This window comes from Streptomyces sp. NBC_01750 (assembly GCF_035918095.1).
Classification (GTDB): domain Bacteria; phylum Actinomycetota; class Actinomycetes; order Streptomycetales; family Streptomycetaceae; genus Streptomyces.
The window spans coordinates 988920-1005437 of record NZ_CP109137.1; the positions used below are offsets into that span (position 1 = coordinate 988920).

Consider the following 16518-nt stretch of genomic DNA (forward strand, 5'->3'; position numbering starts at 1 on the left):
GGCGGGTCAACAGGCGGCACAGAAGCACCTTTGGCCAATGCTCCGCCTGCGGGTTTCAGCGCTATTCGGCGGGCTCGATGTTCTGGTTCGCGTGGAACAGATTGTGCGGGTCGTAGATCCGCTTGACCTCCGCGAGCCGGTCGTAGTGGTCGCGGTAGGTGGCCTTGACCCGGTCCGGGCCTTCCCCGGCGCCGAGGAAGTTCACGTACGAACCGCCCATGGAGTACGGCTGCAGCTCTTGCGAGTAATCGACTGCCCACTGCTTGATGATCTCCGCGTTGGCCGGGTCCGGGTCGATACCCGCGACGACACCGGACCAGACGGCGTCCCGGTAGGCCCACGCCGTGTCGTCCGCGCCGACCTTGTGGGCCGCCGCGTCGACAGGGTAGAGGTGCATGGTCGACAGGTCGGTGGGCAGATTCTCGCCGTACTTGATGTGCACATCTATGGCTTCGTCCGTGATCCGGTCGAAGAGGGCCCCGCGCCAGTACCACTGCAGGCCGGCGGGGATCAGTTCGTCGAACATGGTCTGCAACGCGGGGTACGGCATCGGTGCCGTGAAGTGGAAGGCCGGCGGGCCGGGTTCGGTCACCGGCGCGAGAGCCTCCTCGATGCGGGCCGGATCCCCTGTCCAGCACCACACGACGCCGCACATCCTGTGCCCGTGAATCTCTTCCGGGAACGGCGGACCCGGCGGAACGGCGAGCAGCGCGAAGAAGCCGTAGAGGTCCTCGGGTGCCTGCGGCAGGAAGTCGCGGTACCACCGCAACACCTCGCCGGTGTTGTCGACCGGCCAGACGGTGATCGCTGCACCCACGGTGTGCACCGGGTGCAGCCGGAGGTTGAACGAGGTGACGATGCCGAAGTTCCCGCCACCGCCGCGCAGCGCCCAGAACAGGTCCGGGTTCTCGGTCTCGCTCGCGATGACGAAGCTGCCGTCGGCGAGCACGACGTCCGCGGACAGCAGATTGTCCACCGTCAGACCGTACTTGCGGGTCAGGTAGCCGTGGCCGCCGCCGAGCGTGAGTCCTCCGACGCCCGTTGTCGACATGATGCCGGCGGGAGTGGCGAGGCCGAAGGCGTGTGTGGCGTGGTCGAGATCGCCGAGAACAGCGCCGCCGCCGACCCTGGCGGTCCTCGCGGCGGGGTCGACGCGCACCCAGCGCATCGGCGACAGGTCGATGGTGATGCCGCCGTCCACCAGACACAGGCCGGGGCCGCTGTGTCCGCCGCCCCGTACGGCGAGTTCGAGACCGTGGTCGCGGATGAAGTCGACCGCGGCCATCACATCCGCGGCGTCCGCGCACCGCACGATGGCAGCCGGCTCACGGTCGATCATTGCGTTGTAGATCTTGCGGGCCTCGTTGTACTCCGGGTCCTTGGGACCGATGACGGGACCGCGCAGCGCGGTCCGCATTTCTTCCAGAGTGGTGCCGTCCATGGTGATCTCCTCGACGAGTCGCAGGCCGCAACCCGCCTGGCCTTTCGGCCGTTCTGGCCGCAACGTCCGGCCCCGCCGCCGCGGTACTCGCCGTCGGCGGTCCGCGGCCCGGGTCGATTCGACTCGAAGCCCAATCTCGGACAGCCGACGATCCGCTCGGCGGCCGAGCAGAACAGGGGCAGGGGCAGCGACTGATGTCGCCTCTCCTGCGGGGCTGTTGCTGAGCGACAGTTTCCGGCGCTCCGGCACCGTCATGGGCCTCAAGCGCGATCGGACGCCGCAGGGCTGACATGACCAGCGTCCCGCCGGTCGGCGAGCGACGCAAACCCTCCGCACCGCGAGGTGCCCGGGCCCGGCGCGAAGAGCACCATGGGGGCATGGACGGAAGCATCGGTGACATCAGCGCACCAGGGCGCATCGCCGAACCCGACGAAGGCATCAGCATGGAGGAACTGGCGCTCGCGGCCCGCAACCACGGGCTGCCGCTCGAGGCTTTGCGCTACGACCTCACCCCGGCCGGACTGCACTACGTACTGGTCCACTACGACATCCCCGCCGCCGATGCCGACGCGTGGGAGCTCACCGTCGGCGGCCGGGTGCGCACCCCGCTGATCCTGGACATGCGGACGCTGAAGTCCTTTCCGGCCGTCACTCGGCGCGTGACGATGGAGTGCGCGGGCAACGGCCGGGCGCGGCTCTCGCCACGGCCGGTGAGCCAGCCTTGGCTGGTCGAAGCGGTCGGAACCGCCGAGTGGACCGGCGTGCCGCTGCGCACGCTGCTCGCCGAGGCGGGGGTGGCGGCGGATGCCGTCGAGGCCGTATTCACCGGAGCCGACCATGGCGTGGAGCGTGGCATCGAGCAGGACTACCAGCGCAGTCTGCCGTTGCCCCTGGCCACGGGCGGCGATCCTGAGGTGCTGGTGGCGTACGAGATGAACGGCCGGCCCCTGCCGCCGCAACACGGCCATCCGCTGCGGCTGATCGTCCCCGGGTGGTACGGCATGGCGCATGTGAAGTGGCTGCGCGAAATCGCCCTCACCGACGTCCCGTTCACCGGATTCCAGCAGGCGATGGCCTACCGCTTCCGTCAGTCGCCCGACGACCCCGGTGAGCCGGTCACGCTGATCGCTCCGCGTGCCCTCATGATCCCGCCCGGGTTCCCCGACTTCATGTCCCGCACCCGTGTCGTACGCCCCGGCCGGGTGCGGCTGGAGGGCCGGGCCTGGTCCGGCCACGCCCCGGTGACAACAGTCGAGGTGAGTACCGACGACGGGCGCTCCTGGAGCGCCGCCGAACTCGCCCCGCCGGACGGACACCGCTGGGCCTGGCGGCACTGGCGGGCATCCTGGACCGCCACGCCCGGCAGCCATGTGCTCAGCGTGCGTGCCCATGACGCCGACGGCCACCACCAGCCGCTCGGTCAGCCGTGGAACCGCGGCGGGTTCGCGAACAATCTCGTCCAGCGGATTCCTGTGCTGTGCACACCCCGCGGGTAGCGCCGTCGACGGAGAACCCCGGCGACGGCAGATCCGGCAACCGCCGCCTAGCGTTGGTCAGAGCGTCTCGGCCAGTGAGTCCGCCAGCCGCCGACGCGCGGTCCTGGCGGCCGGTACCGCCGCGGCCACGACAGCGCCCAGAACTGCTCCGGCCACCACCGAGACCAGTAGGACGGCGGGCGGGACATGGGCGATCCCGGCACCCATACCGCTGAAACGGGCCTGGGTGTCCACCAGCCAGCTGCCGGACAGCACCCCCAGCCCGGTGCCCAGCGCGGCGGACACCAGCGCCGTGAAACCGGCGGTCGCCACGATCGCCGAGCTGATCTGCCGCGGTGTCAGGCCGATCGCCTTGAGCGCGAGCAGATCGCGGCCGCGGTCACGCACCCCGGTACTGATCAGGGTCAGCAGCTCGAGGAACCCGATCAGGGCCAGCACCCCGATCAGCGCCGCGATCACGCCTCGCGCCGGTTCCAGCCGGTCCGCCGGATTGGCCGTCTCGCGGATCTCCAGCGCACCCCCGGCGGTCCCGGCGAGCGCGCTGCTCACCGCCCGGGGATCCGCACCGGGCCGCAGGACGAGCAGGTGGAAGTCCGGCCGCAGTGCGGGATCGCGTTCCTGGAGGGTGTCGACCGTCGTGGAGATCACCCGGCCGCCGGCTTCCGGTTCGATGCTGCGGCCGACGATGTGCAGAATCTGCGGCCGTCCTTCCACCGTCATCCGCACCCAGTCGCCGACCCGTACATCCAGCAGATCGAGCAGCCCTTGACCGGCGACCGCCTCGTCGAGGCCGTCGGCGGTGCGCCCCTCGACGACGGTGAACGGGTAGGGGGCGCGAGCGGTGCCGAGCCCGCGCAGGGTGATGGTGCCGGTCTGGCCCGGTACCAGGGCGGCGACCTCCACGCCGGGGTGCACCGCGGCGACGTCCGGCGGCGCGGTCAAGGCGCGGTCCAGCTCCTGGTCGGTGAGGCTGCCGGGCTGCTCCGCCCGTACGGTCAGCGCCGCGGGCACGCCCATCTCCGCAGGGCGGCTGCGGAACATGTCCAGAGTGGACCAGGCGACCAGCGCAACCGTGATCATGAGCAGCGGCAGCGCGAGGCGGGCCACGGTGATCAGGGTGCGAGTCCGCCGGGGGAAGGCCGCCCGCCAGCCGAGCACGAGCGCGGGCGGCACCCGCATTCCGAGTGCTCTGCGGCCCAGCCCGGTCATCGGTGCGGCCGAGGGCAGTGCCGCCCGGGCGACGGGTACCGGCGGCACCCGGCCGGCCCGCCAGGCGGCCAGTCCGGTGGCGGTCGCGATCAGCAGCACCGCGCCGCTCGGGATGCCCAGCATCAGGGCGGTGTGCCCGGGCAGGTCCTGCCACACCCCGGCAGCATCCCCGATCCGGCCGGGTATCCGGGCACCCAGCAGCGCGATCGCCGCCGTGCCCAGCGTGACCCCGAGCAGCGCGAAGGCGAGGTGCTGGACGAGGAAGCCGCGTATCACCTGCCCCGGGGTGAACCCGATCGCTTTGAGGATCGAGATGTCCCTCAGCTGTCCGCGGATACGGGCGCTGATGGCCCCGGACGCGGCGAGCGCGGCGGCCAGCAGCGCGCCAAGACCGAACACCGCGAACAGCTGCCCGAGAAGCCGGTCGTCGCTCCCGGCCTCGGCGCGGGCCTGCTGCCACTTGGTCACCTGGGCGACCCGGTCGGCGCCGAGCAGGGTGACGGCCTGCTGGACGGTGAAGTCGATGTCGGCCGGATCGTCCAGCCGCAGCCCGACGCTCTGCCCGGTGCTGTGTGGCGCCACGGCGTCCAGCGTGCCCGGCAGCACCCAGCCGATGCCGGGCTCGCCGCCCGGCCGGTAACGGGGTTCCGCGGCCTCGGCGACACCGGCCACCCGAAGGGCGCGGGCCTTGCCGTCCGTTCCCGCGACGGTCAGCGTGTCGCCCGGCTCCGCCCACAGCACGCGTGCGACCGAACTCTCCAGTACGACGCCCGTCGGCTGCGTATCGAGCCAGTGGCCCGCGGTGACGAGCGGCCTGGCGATCTGCGGCGGCTCGGTGCCGGCCGCGCGCAAGGACACGCTCGCCCTGGCGCCACGGGACTCCAGGGTCGCCCGACCGGTGCGGTACGGCCCCGAGACACCGGTGACGCCGTCCAGCCCGGACAGCGCGTCCGTGTCCGCGGCGACGCGGGTGTGGAGCCACACGTGGGCGCCCTTGGACTGCGTGAAGATCCGCTGCCAGGGGTTGGCGGCGTAGCTGAACAGGGCCACCGCGAGCAGCAGAGAGGCGATGATCCCGGCGCTGGCCAGGACGACGAAGAGCGACTGTCCGCGGTGTGCCCTCAGATCGGCGTGCGCCCAGCGCAGAGTGGCCCGCACGGTCACTCCTTCAGTTCGAGTACGCCGGAGACTCCGCCGCCCGGGCTGCGGCGCCCCGCGCCGAGGGTCGCGTCGTCGGCTATGCGTCCGTCGAAGAAGCTGATGACCCGGTCGGCGGCGCTGGCCATCCGGGCGTCATGGGTGACCAGCAGGATCGTCTGGCCGCGCTGGTGGAACCGGGAGAGCAGCCGGAGCACTTCCCGGGTGCCCTTGCTGTCCAGGCTGCCGGCCGGTTCGTCGGCGAGCAGCAGCGCGGGATGGTTCACCAGCGCCCTTGCCAGGGCCACGCGCTGCTGCTCGCCGCCGGAGAGCTCGCCCGGCATGGACCGCTCCCTGCCTTCGAGGCCGAGCTCGGCGAGCAGTTCGGCGCGGCTGTCGCGGGCCGCCCTGGGTGAGGCGCCCGCGAGCAGCGCGGGCAGTTCGACGTTGTCGGCGACGGTGAGATCGGAGACCAGGTTGAAGAACTGGAACACGATGCCGATGCTCCGGCGGCGCAGCACCGCCCAGCGGGCCTCGCGGTACTCGTCCACCCGGCGGCCGTCGAGCCACAGACGACCGCTGTCGGGTCGCTGGAGCCCGCCGATCAGATGCAGCAGGGTGGACTTGCCCGCGCCGGAGGGCCCGGTGACGGCGACGAACTCCCCGGGCTGGACGGTGAGATCCACTCCGCGTACGGCTTCCACGGGTGAGCCTTCGCCGCGATGGGTCTTGGTCAGACCCTCGGCGCGGACGATCGGCACCGTGTCCGCCCGACCCGTCGCGGGCATGGACGCGCCCAGCACGGCAGGAGCGGCGTCGTCGCTCATTCCAGCTCCTCCTGACAGCGTTCCAGCCAGTCGAGGTCGGCCTGCAGATGCAGCATCGCGCCCTCGATCAGCAGCTGGGAGAACCTGTTGTTCCGGTCCTCGGATGCGGCCAGCTTCGACAGATCACGCATGGTGTTCAGATACTGCCGTCGCTGTTTGTTGATCAGAGTGACCGGGTCGGCCAGCCCGGACTCCGGGGCGAGCGCAATCTTCATGAAGAACTCGTCCCGTACCCGCGGCTCGTCCGTGGTCTCGTCGAACCAGGCGAGTACGGCCTCGCGCCCGGCCTCGGTGAGCCGGTAGGTACGCTTGTTGGGTCTGCCCGACTGCTCGACGTCCTCGCCGGCGATCAGACCGGCCTTTTCCAGTCGCCCGAGGGTGACGTAGATCTGGCCGACGTTCGGCTGAGGGTACGCGGCGCCCAGGAGCTTCTCAAGGTCCTGCTTGAGCTCGTAACCGTGCGCCGGGCCACGGGTGAGGAGTGCCAGGAGCGGCAGCCGCACGCGCTCCCCTCCCTCCCGCTCCGTAGTTTCTTGTTGGGCCGGATTCGGGCTGTGGTTCGCGCCACCCGCCTTCTCCGCCTGGACATCTAGTATCGCCCATGCCTAACGGGTATACATAGGCCACATGGGACGGCGGCGCGGCCGGATCGGTGCACTGGGAGGAACCTATGCGGTGGATGCACGCCGCGGGTAGGGGGCTTCTGGTTGTCGCGGTGCTGCTCGCGGGTTACGCGGGCTTCGGCACCCACCCCGGTTCCACCGACCCCAGGGGCCGCGGCCCCATGACGCTGGTGACCGCGGGCGATCTCACCGACTACCTCGGTCCACTGCTGGACGACTGGAACCACAGCCGTCCCGACGAGAAGGTCACGCTCGTCGAGCTGCCCGACTCCGCGGACGAGACCCGGGCGCAGATGATCAGCGAACTGCGCTCCGGCAGCGACCGCTTCGACGTCCTGAACATCGATGTGGCCTGGACCTCCGAGTTCGCGGCGGCCGGCCTGATCTCGCCGCTGCGGCCGAGCCGGTTCCCGCTGAACACCTTCCTCGCGCCGGTGGTGGACACCGCCACCTTCGACGGCCGCCTGTACGCGGTTCCGTATGTCACCAACGCCGGCTTGCTGTACTACCGCAAGGACATCCTGGAGCGGGCGGGCGAACGGCCGCCGCGCACCTGGGCGGAGCTGGCCCGGCAGGCCCGGAAGATCGCCCCCGAGTACGGCATGGACGGCTACGCCGGCCAGTTCCTGCCGTACGAAGGACTGACGGTGAACGCCACCGAAGCCGTGCACTCGGCGGGCGGCTCGATCCTGCGGGACGACGGCGCGCTGGTGACGGTGGACTCGGCCGCGGCCCGTGCCGGACTGGAGTTCCTGGCCGGCGGAGTACGTGAGGGCTGGATCTCACCCAAGGCCCGCGGCTACAAGGAGGAGGAGTCCCGGCAGGCCTTCCAGGACGGACGGCTGCTCTTCCTGAGGAACTGGCCCTATGTGTATTCAATGGCCAACGCCAAGGGGTCGAAGGTGGCCGGCAAGTTCGGCGCGGTGCCGCTACCGGGACCGTCCGGGCCGGGCACCAGTGTGCTGGGCGGCTCCAATCTCGCGGTCAGCAGCCACTCCCGGCACCCTGAGTCGGCCGCCGATCTGATCGCCTACCTCACCAGCGAGCGCGTCCAGCGGCAGGTGCTCACCGAGGGCTCGCTGCCGCCGGTGCGCGCCTCGCTGTACGAGGACCCGGCTCTGATCCGGGCCTACCCGTATCTGCCGACGCTGCGGCAGAGCGTGCTGTCGGCCGAGCCGCGCCCCAAGAGCCCGCGGTACGACCAGGTGAGCCTCGCCGTGCAGGCCGTCGTGCAGGACGTCATGGCTCTGCGGCAGACGCCGCGGCAGGCCGTGGCCCGGCTGTCCCACGAGCTGGGATCAATCTCCCGCAAGGGCTGAGTCTGCGCACCACACGCCCCGCTCACTACTTACATGTTAAGTACTGACCGGTTCTTGCATACCTCCAAATTTCCGGGCATAACCGGGCTGGTTTCCACAGCATCGTTGACACCTTGCCGTCACTCCTACTTAACATGCATGCATAACAGCGCACCCGCTCTGGGGCGCTCTCGCATCCAGCAGGAACAGGTCAACGCGAGATGCTCACAGCTCTTCCGGCCGCCCTCGGCCAGCCCTCCCGTACGGCCACCGCCTGGTGGCGCGATGCGGTGATCTACCAGGTCTACGTCCGCAGCTTCCTCGACAGCACCGGGGACGGCATCGGCGACCTGGCTGGCGTCCGCGCCGGACTGCCGTACTTGAGGAAGCTCGGTGTCGACGGCATCTGGCTCAGCCCGTTCTATCCGTCGCCCCAGCACGACCACGGCTATGACGTCGCCGACTACCGCGACGTCGACCCCGTCTACGGTGACCTGGCCGAGTTCGACCTGCTGATGGCCGACGCCGGCCGGCTCGGGCTCAAGCTGCTTCTCGACATCGTCCCCAACCACTGCTCCAGCGAGCACCCATGGTTCGCCGAAGCGCTCGCCTCCGGTCCCGGCAGCGCCGCCCGCACCCGGTTCCACTTCGCCGACGGCCGCGGCCCGGACGGCGCGGAGCCGCCCAACAACTGGCGCGCGATGTTCGGCGGCCCCGCCTGGAGCCGGATCACCGAGGCCGACGGCAGCCCCGGGCAGTGGTATCTGCACCTGTTCACCGAGCAGCAGCCCGACCTGAACTGGCGCAATCCCGAGGTCGGCGACTCCTTCGAGCAGGTGCTCCGCTTCTGGCTGGACCGGGGCGTGGACGGCTTCCGTATCGATGTCGCCGCAGGTCTCTTCAAGCACCCTGAGCTGCCCGACTCGGCCGACCCCGCCGCCGACGAGCGCGCCCGGGACTCGGTGAACCCGCTGGCCTGGAACCAGCCCGAGGTCCACGAGGTATGGCGGCGCTGGCGTGCGGTGTGCGAGGAGTACGCGGCGCGGGACGGCAACGAGCGGCTGCTGGTCGGCGAGGTCTCCGTACCGACCGCGCGCGAACACGCGGAGTATGTCCGCCCCGACGAACTGCACCAGGCTTTCTTCTTCGATCTGCTCAGCGCCCCCTGGGATGCCGACGCCTTCCGGGCCACCATCACGGAGGCGATACGCGACATCGCGGGGACCGGCTCCACCGTCACCTGGGTGCTCAACAACCACGACCAGGTCCGCACGGTCACCCGTTACGCGGGCGAGCCCGGCGTGGAAGCCAGTGGGCTGGGTGCGGCACGGGCCCGCGCCGCCGCACTGCTGATGCTGGCGCTGCCCGGTGCCGCGTACGTCTATCAGGGCGAGGAGCTCGGCCTCCCGGAGGTCCTGGACCTGCCGGACGATGTGCTCACCGACCCGATCTTCCACCGCACGGGCAGCCGTAAGCGCATCAGGGACGGCTGCCGGGTGCCGCTGCCCTGGTCAGGTCACGCCTCCCCGTTCGGCTTCAGCCAGGGCGCAGCCGGCGCCAGGCCCTGGCTGCCGCAGCCCGAGTGGTTCGCCGAACACGCCACGGACCGGGCGCTGGCCGACACCCGCTCCTTCTGGCACCTGTACCGCGAAGGACTCCAGCTCCGCCGAAGCCTTCCCCAGCTGGGCGAGGGCAGCCTGCGCTGGCTGGAGTCGCCCCCACAGGTCCTCGCCATGGTCCGGGGCGACGGCCTGGTCTGCGCGGTCAACTTCGGCACCGAGCCCGTACCGGCGCCGGTCGCCGGTACTCCGCTCCTCTCCAGCGGCCCCTGCCCGGACGGTTTGCTCCCCGGAGCGACCGCTGCGTGGTGGACGGGCGACTGCCCCACCCCCTGAACCTCCCCAATCCCCACCCTCTCGGAAGGACTGTCACCATGCGACGACTCTCTACGAACCGGCGGACAGCTGCGGCCGCCTCCACGGCACTGGCCCTCGCCCTCGGTGCGACGGCCTGCGGCGGCTCGACCGGCCCGGCGAGCGGCAAGGAGCTCAGCGGCCAGACCGTGACCGTGGCCGGAGTCTGGACCGGCAGCGAGCAGAAGAACTTCCGCAAGGTACTGGACGCGTTCACCGAGCAGACCGGAGCCAAGACGGTCTTCGTGCCCACCGGTGACAATGTCTCCACCTTCGTCGGCAGCAAGATCGAGGGCGGCAACGCCCCGGACGTGGCGATGGTGCCTCAGGTCGGCGTGCTCCAGCAGTTCGCCAAGGAGGGCTGGCTCGCACCCCTGTCGCAGAAGACCGCGACGACTGCCGGCGCCAACCTCGCCGAGGTGTGGAAGAACTACGGCACCGTCGACAAGACCTACTACGGCCTCTACTTCAAGGCGGCCCACAAGTCGACCGTCTGGTACAGCCCGAGCGCGTTCGAGCAGGCCGGAGTCGCGGAGCCCAAGAGCTACCCGGACATGCTCAAGGCGGGCCGTACGCTCGCCGACTCGGGACTCCCGGGCTTCTCCGTCGCCGGTGAGGACGGCTGGACCCTCACCGACTGGTTCGAGAACATCTACCTCTCGCAGGCGGGCCCCGAGAAGTACGACCAGCTGGCCGCCCACAAACTGCCGTGGACCGACGCCAGCGTGGTCAAGGCACTCACCACGCTCGGCGAGATCTTCAAGGACAAGCAGCTCGTCGCGGGCGGCTCCGCGGGCGCGCTGCGCACCGACTTCCCGGGCTCGGTCGAGCAGGTCTTCGGACCCAAGCCCAAGGCCGGCATGGTCTACGAGGGCGACTTCGTCGGCGGAATGGCCAAGGACGACTTCGGCCGGAAGCTCGGCGAGGACGCCAAGTTCTTCCCGTTCCCTGGGGTCGACAGCGGCAAGGCACCGGTGGTGAGCGGCGGTGACGCGGCCGTGGTGCTCAAGGACGGCAAGAACCAGAAGGGGGCGCAGGCTCTGCTGGAGTTCATGGCCACCCCCGAAGCGGCCGCGGTGTGGGCAGGCGCGGGCGGCTTCGTCTCCCCCAACAAGGACGTGAAGCCGGCGTCGTACGCGGACGACACCACCCGCGCCACGGCCAAGTCACTGGTCGAGGCCGGTGATTCGGTCCGCTTCGACATGTCCGACCAGGCCCCGGCCGCGTTCGGCGGAACCAAGGGTGCGGGCGAGTGGAAGCTCCTCCAGGACTTCCTGCGCGACCCCTCGGACCCGAAGGCCACCGCGGCCAAGCTCGAAGCCGCGGCCGCCAAGGCGTACCGGAACTGAGGTCGCACTCCATGGCTGTCACTGTCACCAAATCCGGGCAGGCCGCGAGTCCGAGGCGGCTTGCCCAGCGCAGGAAGCGGAACATCGCGGTGGTGTTCGTCCTGCCCGCCCTGCTGCTGCTCGGCGCGCTGGTCGTCTACCCGGTGCTGTTCTCCGCCGGCCGCAGCCTCTTCGACGCAAGCGGTGATCGCTTCGTCGGCGGCGACAACTACGCCGAGATATTCAGCGACCCCGCGACGCTCAAAGCGATCCGCAACAGCACCATCTGGGTGGTCGTGGCTCCGGTTCTGCTGACCGGTCTCGGCCTGGTACTCGCCGTGCTCACCGAGAAGGTGCGCTGGGCGACCGCCTTCAAGCTGGTGCTCTTCCTGCCCATGGCCGTGTCGTTCCTCGCCGCCGGCATCATCTTCCGGCTCGTCTACGAGGAGGACCCGGACCGGGGCGTGCTCAACGCCGTGGCCGTCGGTGTCCACGACGCCTTCGACGACCGCTCCGCCTACCCCACCGCCAGGGCCCGCGACGACCAGGGCCTGACGAGGGCCACGGGCGGTACCTACAGCACGGCCGACGCGGTCGGCCCGGGGAAGTCGATCAGTCTCGGCTTTGTCGGGGTCGCACCGGACAAGATGCCGGCAGAAGCCCGGCCCGCACAGGCCGCGTCCTTGGCCGCGCCCGCCGCGGACGAGGTCAGGGGCGTCGTCTACCTCGACTTCACCCCCGGCGGCGGCGGTACGCCGGGCAAGGTCGACCCGGCCGAGAAGGGCCTGCCGGGCATGTCGGTCGAGGCGGTACGGGACGGAAAGGTGGCCGCCACGGCCACCACCGCCGCGGACGGCTCCTTCAACTTCCGTGATCTGAAAGCCGGTTCGTACACCGTCCGGCTTCCGGCGGCGAACTTCGCGGCCCCGTACCAAGGCATTTCCTGGCTCGGACCGGCGTTGGTGACCCCGGCCATCATCGGTGCCTATCTGTGGATCTGGACCGGCTTCTCGATGGTGCTGATCGCGGCGGGGCTCGCGGCTCTCCCCCGGGACACGCTGGAGGCGGCCCGGATGGACGGCGCCAACGAATGGCAGATCTTCCGGAAGATCACGGTGCCGCTGCTCACTCCGGTACTGACCGTGGTCTTTGTGACCCTGGTGATCAATGTGATGAAGGTCTTCGACCTCGTCTACATCATCGCGCCGGGACCGGTCCAGGAAGAGGCCAATGTGCTGGCGACCCGGATGTGGCTGGTGTCCTTCGGCGGCGGCAACAACCAGGGACTCGGCAGCGCCTTGAGCATGCTGCTGCTCCTCCTGGTCGTACCCGCCATGATCTTCAATGTCCGGCGCTTCCGAAGGAGCGGAAAATGAGCGGCCACAGCACCATCGCGCGCAATCCGTCCTCGCAGGCGGCCGCGACCTCCGCCCACTTCGCCACTCCGCCGCGGCGCCCGCGCCCGCGTCCGCTGGGCCGACTGAGCGGCTGGCTCGGCAACGGACTGGTCCAGGCCCTCCTGATCGTGATCGCACTTGTCTGGATCACCCCGCTGGCCGGGCTGTTCCTGTCCTCGATGCGCTCCGAGCAGGACAACGCGGCCGAAGGCTGGTGGACGACGCTGACCGATCCCGGGCAGCTGTCCCTGGACAACTACACCGCTCTGTTCGAGAACTCCGGTATCACGCAGTCCTTCTGGAACACGGTGCTGATCTCGGTGCCGGCCACCGCACTGGTCGTCGGAATCGCGGCGCTGGCCGGATACGCCTTCGCCTGGCTGGAGTTCCCGGGCCGCGAGGCGATCTTCCTGGTGGTCGTGGGTCTCCTCGTGGTGCCGGTCCAGATCGGGCTGCTGCCGGTGGCCAAACTGTTCGGCGCCGTAGGGCTGTTCGGCACGATTCCGGGCGTGATCCTCTTCCATGTCGCGTACGGGCTGCCCTTCGCGATCTTCCTGCTGCGCAACTACTTCGCCGAGATCCCGCGCGAAATGCTGGAGGCCGCGCGGATGGACGGCGGCGGCGAGTGGCGGATCTTCTCCCGGCTGATCCTCCCTCTCGGACGGCCCGCGCTGGCCAGCCTGGCCATCTTCCAGTTCCTCTGGGTCTGGAACGACATGCTGGTCGCGCTGCTCTTCGCGGACAGCGAGTCCCAGCCGCTCACCGTCGCCCTCCAGTCCGAGATGCGGCAGTTCGGCAGCAATATCGAGGTACTGGCGCCGGGCGCCTTCCTCTCGCTGGTGGTGCCGCTGGTCGTCTTCTTCGCCTTCCAGCGGCACTTCGTCCAGGGGGTGATGGCGGGCTCCGTCAAATAACGGACGGGGAGCCGGGGCCCGAACCGGCTTCACTGCCGGGGTTCGGCCCACGGTTGGCGCAATAGCGCGAGCGGTGCCCGGCGGGTACACACACTTGCCGGACACCGCCGCCGCAGCCGAGGAGCCGGCTTGGAGACGAAGCCCGGGCCCGACCTCACGTCCAGCACCTCCCTCACATCCCTCATGGCGGCGCTGACACTGACAACAGGCATGGTCGAAGCCGTGAGCCTGCTCGCCCTGGGCTCCGTGTTCACCGCCATGCAGACCGGCAATGTGCTCTTCTTCGGCTTCGCGCTCGTGGGCGAGGGCAGAGCGTCCGCGGTGGCGACGTCCGTGTCGCTCGGGTCCTTCGCCGCCGGAGCCCTCCTCGGCGCCCGGCTGGAGTCGGCGATGGAAGCCCGCAGGCACCGGTGGTTCGTTCTCGCGCTGATCATGGAATCGGCGCTGCTCGCCGTGGCGGCGTTCACGGCCTGGGGGCTCGGACCGGCGCACGGCGCACCGTCCGGTCGCCACATCACGGCGGTGGCCTGGGTGGCACTTGCCATGGGCATGCGCAATGTGACCGCGATGCGCGCTCGCGTGCCGGACCTGCCGACCACCCTGGTCACGCGGACCATCACCGCGCTGGTCAGCGGTTCGACCCTCGGTCACGACACGGCGCTGGGCTACGGCAGCGGCGCCTCGGCCCGCAGGGGCGTCGCGGTCCTCGCGATGCTCGCGGGCAGCGTCCTCGGCGCATCGCTTCTCCGCCTGCACTGGTCACCGACGGGAGTGCTGCTCCTGACGGCCGGCGAAATCCTCGCCATCGCGGCCGCGTTCGCCGCCACCGCCCGGCACCGTCCTCCGCCGACGGGGTGACCCGCGCTCCACGGTCTCCACGGACGCGAAGTGCGTCATCGGACGCCGGCGCGCCAGCCGTGTCGTTCTGCCTTGGTGTGCCTTGTTCCGCCTTGTTCCGCCCTCGCTCCCCGCGAAAGTTCCACCGTGCGGCCACGCTGCGTGAGCTATGTTGAGCACGAGTGGGACGACAAGGAGGCACACCGGTGCCATCAGGGCAGCAGGCACGCGCACAGGCGTCTGCGATCACGCCGGGAAAGCAGTCTCCGGACACGGAGGCAGCTCCCACGGACAGGGTTCTCGCACTGTTCGGCGGCCACAGGCTGTCCCCCGCGCAGCGGCGCATCGCCCAGTACATGGTCGACCACCTCACCGAGGCCGCGTTCCTGTCGATCACGGACCTCGCGGAACGCGTAGGGGTGAGCCAGCCGTCGGTGACCCGCTTCGCCTCCTCCTTGGGTTTCAGCGGGTTTCCCGCACTCCGAGAGGCCCTCCAGCCCATCGCGCTCAGCGCGGGTGCCCAGTCCCCGGACACCCGGGAGGAGATCCGCCGCAATGAGCTGCAGGCAGCCGTCGACGCCGAGATCGAGAACCTCGAGAGCCTGCGCCGCGTGCTCGCCGACCCCAACCAGGTGCTCGAGATCGGCCGCGACCTCGCCCTTTCGACGCCGCTGACCATTCTGGGCCTGCGGATCTCCGTATCACTGGCGGAGTACTTCGCCTACGCCGCCCGGCGGATCCATCCCGACGTACGCCTGGTGACCCGCGGCGGCAGCGTCGCCTACGACGCGCTGCTCCAGTCGCGGGAGGCGGGCGGGACCTGGGTGCTGGCGTTCGCGATGCCGAGGCACGCCAACGAGACGCTGGCAGCGATGCGGGCCGCCCGCAGGACGGGTCTGCACGTCGCGCTGATCACCGACCTGACGCTCGGGCCGCTCGTGGACGAAGCCGACGTGGTGCTCACCGCCGGCACCGGATCACGTCTCGTCTTCGACTCCTATGCGGCGCCGGTGGTCATGTCGGCCGCAGTCCTCCAGGCCATGGCCGATGCCGACCCCGAGCGCACACAGGTGCGGCTGGAGGGCTACGAACAGGTCGCCGACCAGCACGACTTCTTCATCGAGGACTGACCCGGGTCCCTCCTTACGGACCGACACGAGCCTCAGCGACGCGAGCCGAAAGCCGCCCTCCCGCCGGTCCTGGCGACGGGCCGTCCTCCCTGCCGCTTCGCAGCCCACCGAAGACCTGGTCATGGATCATGCATCACGTTTGGTGCATGAATTTTTTCATACCCTTGCTTACTCGACGGTATATATATTTACTGCATCTGCGACCCCCGGGTGCCCCGAAGTCGCGAGCTTGACCTCAGCCCTCACCCGAAGGAAAGCCGGCGGTCCGCACCATGCACTCCACGCCTCGCCCCGCCGCACGCGGCGCAGCCCGCAGGAAGCAGCTGGACTCAGGTACGCGCGGAGTACCGCATCGAGCCCCATAGGGCCTCTTGACCGAACACCCAGGGACGGCGCTCCTCCTCCTCGCGTCGGCCCATGGTGTTCAACCCGGGCGCCGCGCTTCGCGCGGATGCCCTTGGCGGCCCCGGTCAACCCCTGGGCCGGGGCCGCCAGACACTCCCGCGACCACCCCCGCGATCAGAGCCCATCCGCCTCACATCCGGAAGCGACGACGATGTCCCAGACCTACTCACCGATCGACTCCGACTGGCCTTGTCAGGTCAAGGCCCCCGGTAGCCACGATTGGGAGCGCACGGCGGCCCGGTGGCTGCGAGACCTCCTGCCGGCCCGATACGCGGGCTACTCGACGCTGACCCGCCATCACATCCTGCTCGCCCGCCATGCACACCTTCAGGTGCAGCACGAGATACGAGCGGTGCGGGTCGCCCTGCAGACCTGCCGGGCGGAACTGCCCACCCTGGGGGTGTCCGAGATAATCATCGAGAGCACCATCAGGCTCTACGCCATCGAGCTGGAGCAGCTGAACCGCCTGGCCCGCGGCGTCCGGCTCATCACCGAGGCTCTCCTGGCCGGCAGCGATGCCCCCCGCAGGCGGTCGCACATCTAGGAACGGGGCTTCCCGCTCG

At 70.1% G+C, this 16518-nt stretch carries 13 protein-coding genes; 9 read left to right on the forward strand and 4 right to left on the reverse strand.

Translation table 11 applies throughout. The features are described 5' to 3' along the window. Positions 1–61: 61 nt before the first annotated feature. On the reverse strand, positions 62–1441 hold the full coding sequence (locus tag OG966_RS04300) for an FAD-binding oxidoreductase (RefSeq protein ID WP_326648021.1): 1380 nt from the start codon (positions 1439–1441) through the stop codon (positions 62–64). 377 nt (positions 1442–1818) lie between these two features. Here OG966_RS04300 and OG966_RS04305 point away from each other — a divergent pair, with 377 nt between their 5' ends. Beyond that, positions 1819–2937, forward strand: coding sequence for a sulfite oxidase (locus OG966_RS04305; protein WP_326648022.1), 1119 nt, complete (start codon positions 1819–1821; stop codon positions 2935–2937). 57 nt (positions 2938–2994) lie between these two features. On the opposite strand, the gene OG966_RS04310 is transcribed toward OG966_RS04305, so the two are convergent. Genes OG966_RS04310 through OG966_RS04320 form a run of 3 tightly spaced genes read right to left on the reverse strand, consistent with a single transcriptional unit; the run spans position 2995 to position 6613 of the window. Continuing rightward, entirely contained in the window at positions 2995–5304 is a 2310-nt protein-coding gene (locus OG966_RS04310; protein ID WP_326648023.1) for an ABC transporter permease, read from the reverse strand. Positions 5305–5306: 2 nt separating this feature from the next. Continuing rightward, positions 5307–6071 carry an ABC transporter ATP-binding protein gene (locus tag OG966_RS04315; RefSeq protein WP_326655081.1) on the reverse strand — a complete coding sequence of 255 codons (765 nt, stop codon included), beginning with the start codon at positions 6069–6071 and terminating at the stop codon, positions 5307–5309. A 35-nt stretch (positions 6072–6106) separates the two neighbouring features. Beyond that, on the reverse strand, positions 6107–6613 hold the full coding sequence (locus OG966_RS04320) for a PadR family transcriptional regulator (protein WP_326648024.1): 507 nt from the start codon (positions 6611–6613) through the stop codon (positions 6107–6109). Positions 6614–6780: 167 nt separating this feature from the next. Between OG966_RS04320 and OG966_RS04325 the strand changes: the two genes are divergently transcribed. The 8 genes from OG966_RS04325 to OG966_RS04360 all read left to right on the forward strand — a co-directional run bounded on the left by OG966_RS04325 (position 6781) and on the right by OG966_RS04360 (position 16499). Further along, positions 6781–8052 carry an ABC transporter substrate-binding protein gene (locus tag OG966_RS04325; RefSeq protein WP_326648025.1) on the forward strand — a complete coding sequence of 424 codons (1272 nt, stop codon included), beginning with the start codon at positions 6781–6783 and terminating at the stop codon, positions 8050–8052. Positions 8053–8252: 200 nt separating this feature from the next. Next, positions 8253–9926, forward strand: coding sequence for a glycoside hydrolase family 13 protein (locus OG966_RS04330; RefSeq protein WP_326648026.1), 1674 nt, complete (start codon positions 8253–8255; stop codon positions 9924–9926). A 38-nt stretch (positions 9927–9964) separates the two neighbouring features. Continuing rightward, a complete protein-coding gene (locus OG966_RS04335) occupies positions 9965–11293 on the forward strand; it encodes an ABC transporter substrate-binding protein (protein WP_326648027.1) in 1329 nt (442 codons plus the stop codon). An 11-nt stretch (positions 11294–11304) separates the two neighbouring features. Continuing rightward, positions 11305–12648 (forward strand): carbohydrate ABC transporter permease, encoded by a 1344-nt coding sequence (locus tag OG966_RS04340; protein WP_326648028.1) that lies wholly within the window; start codon positions 11305–11307, stop codon positions 12646–12648. Next, positions 12645–13583, forward strand: coding sequence for a carbohydrate ABC transporter permease (locus OG966_RS04345; RefSeq protein WP_326648029.1), 939 nt, complete (start codon positions 12645–12647; stop codon positions 13581–13583). Before OG966_RS04340 ends, OG966_RS04345 begins: the two co-directional genes overlap by 4 nt. A 129-nt stretch (positions 13584–13712) precedes the next feature. Next, entirely contained in the window at positions 13713–14441 is a 729-nt protein-coding gene (locus tag OG966_RS04350; protein ID WP_326648030.1) for a YoaK family protein, read from the forward strand. 185 nt (positions 14442–14626) lie between these two features. Continuing rightward, positions 14627–15550 carry a MurR/RpiR family transcriptional regulator gene (locus OG966_RS04355; RefSeq protein WP_326648031.1) on the forward strand — a complete coding sequence of 308 codons (924 nt, stop codon included), beginning with the start codon at positions 14627–14629 and terminating at the stop codon, positions 15548–15550. Between the two features lie 556 nt (positions 15551–16106). Then, positions 16107–16499, forward strand: a complete 393-nt coding sequence (locus OG966_RS04360) for a hypothetical protein (protein WP_326648032.1) — start codon at positions 16107–16109, stop codon at positions 16497–16499. Positions 16500–16518: the final 19 nt, after the last annotated feature.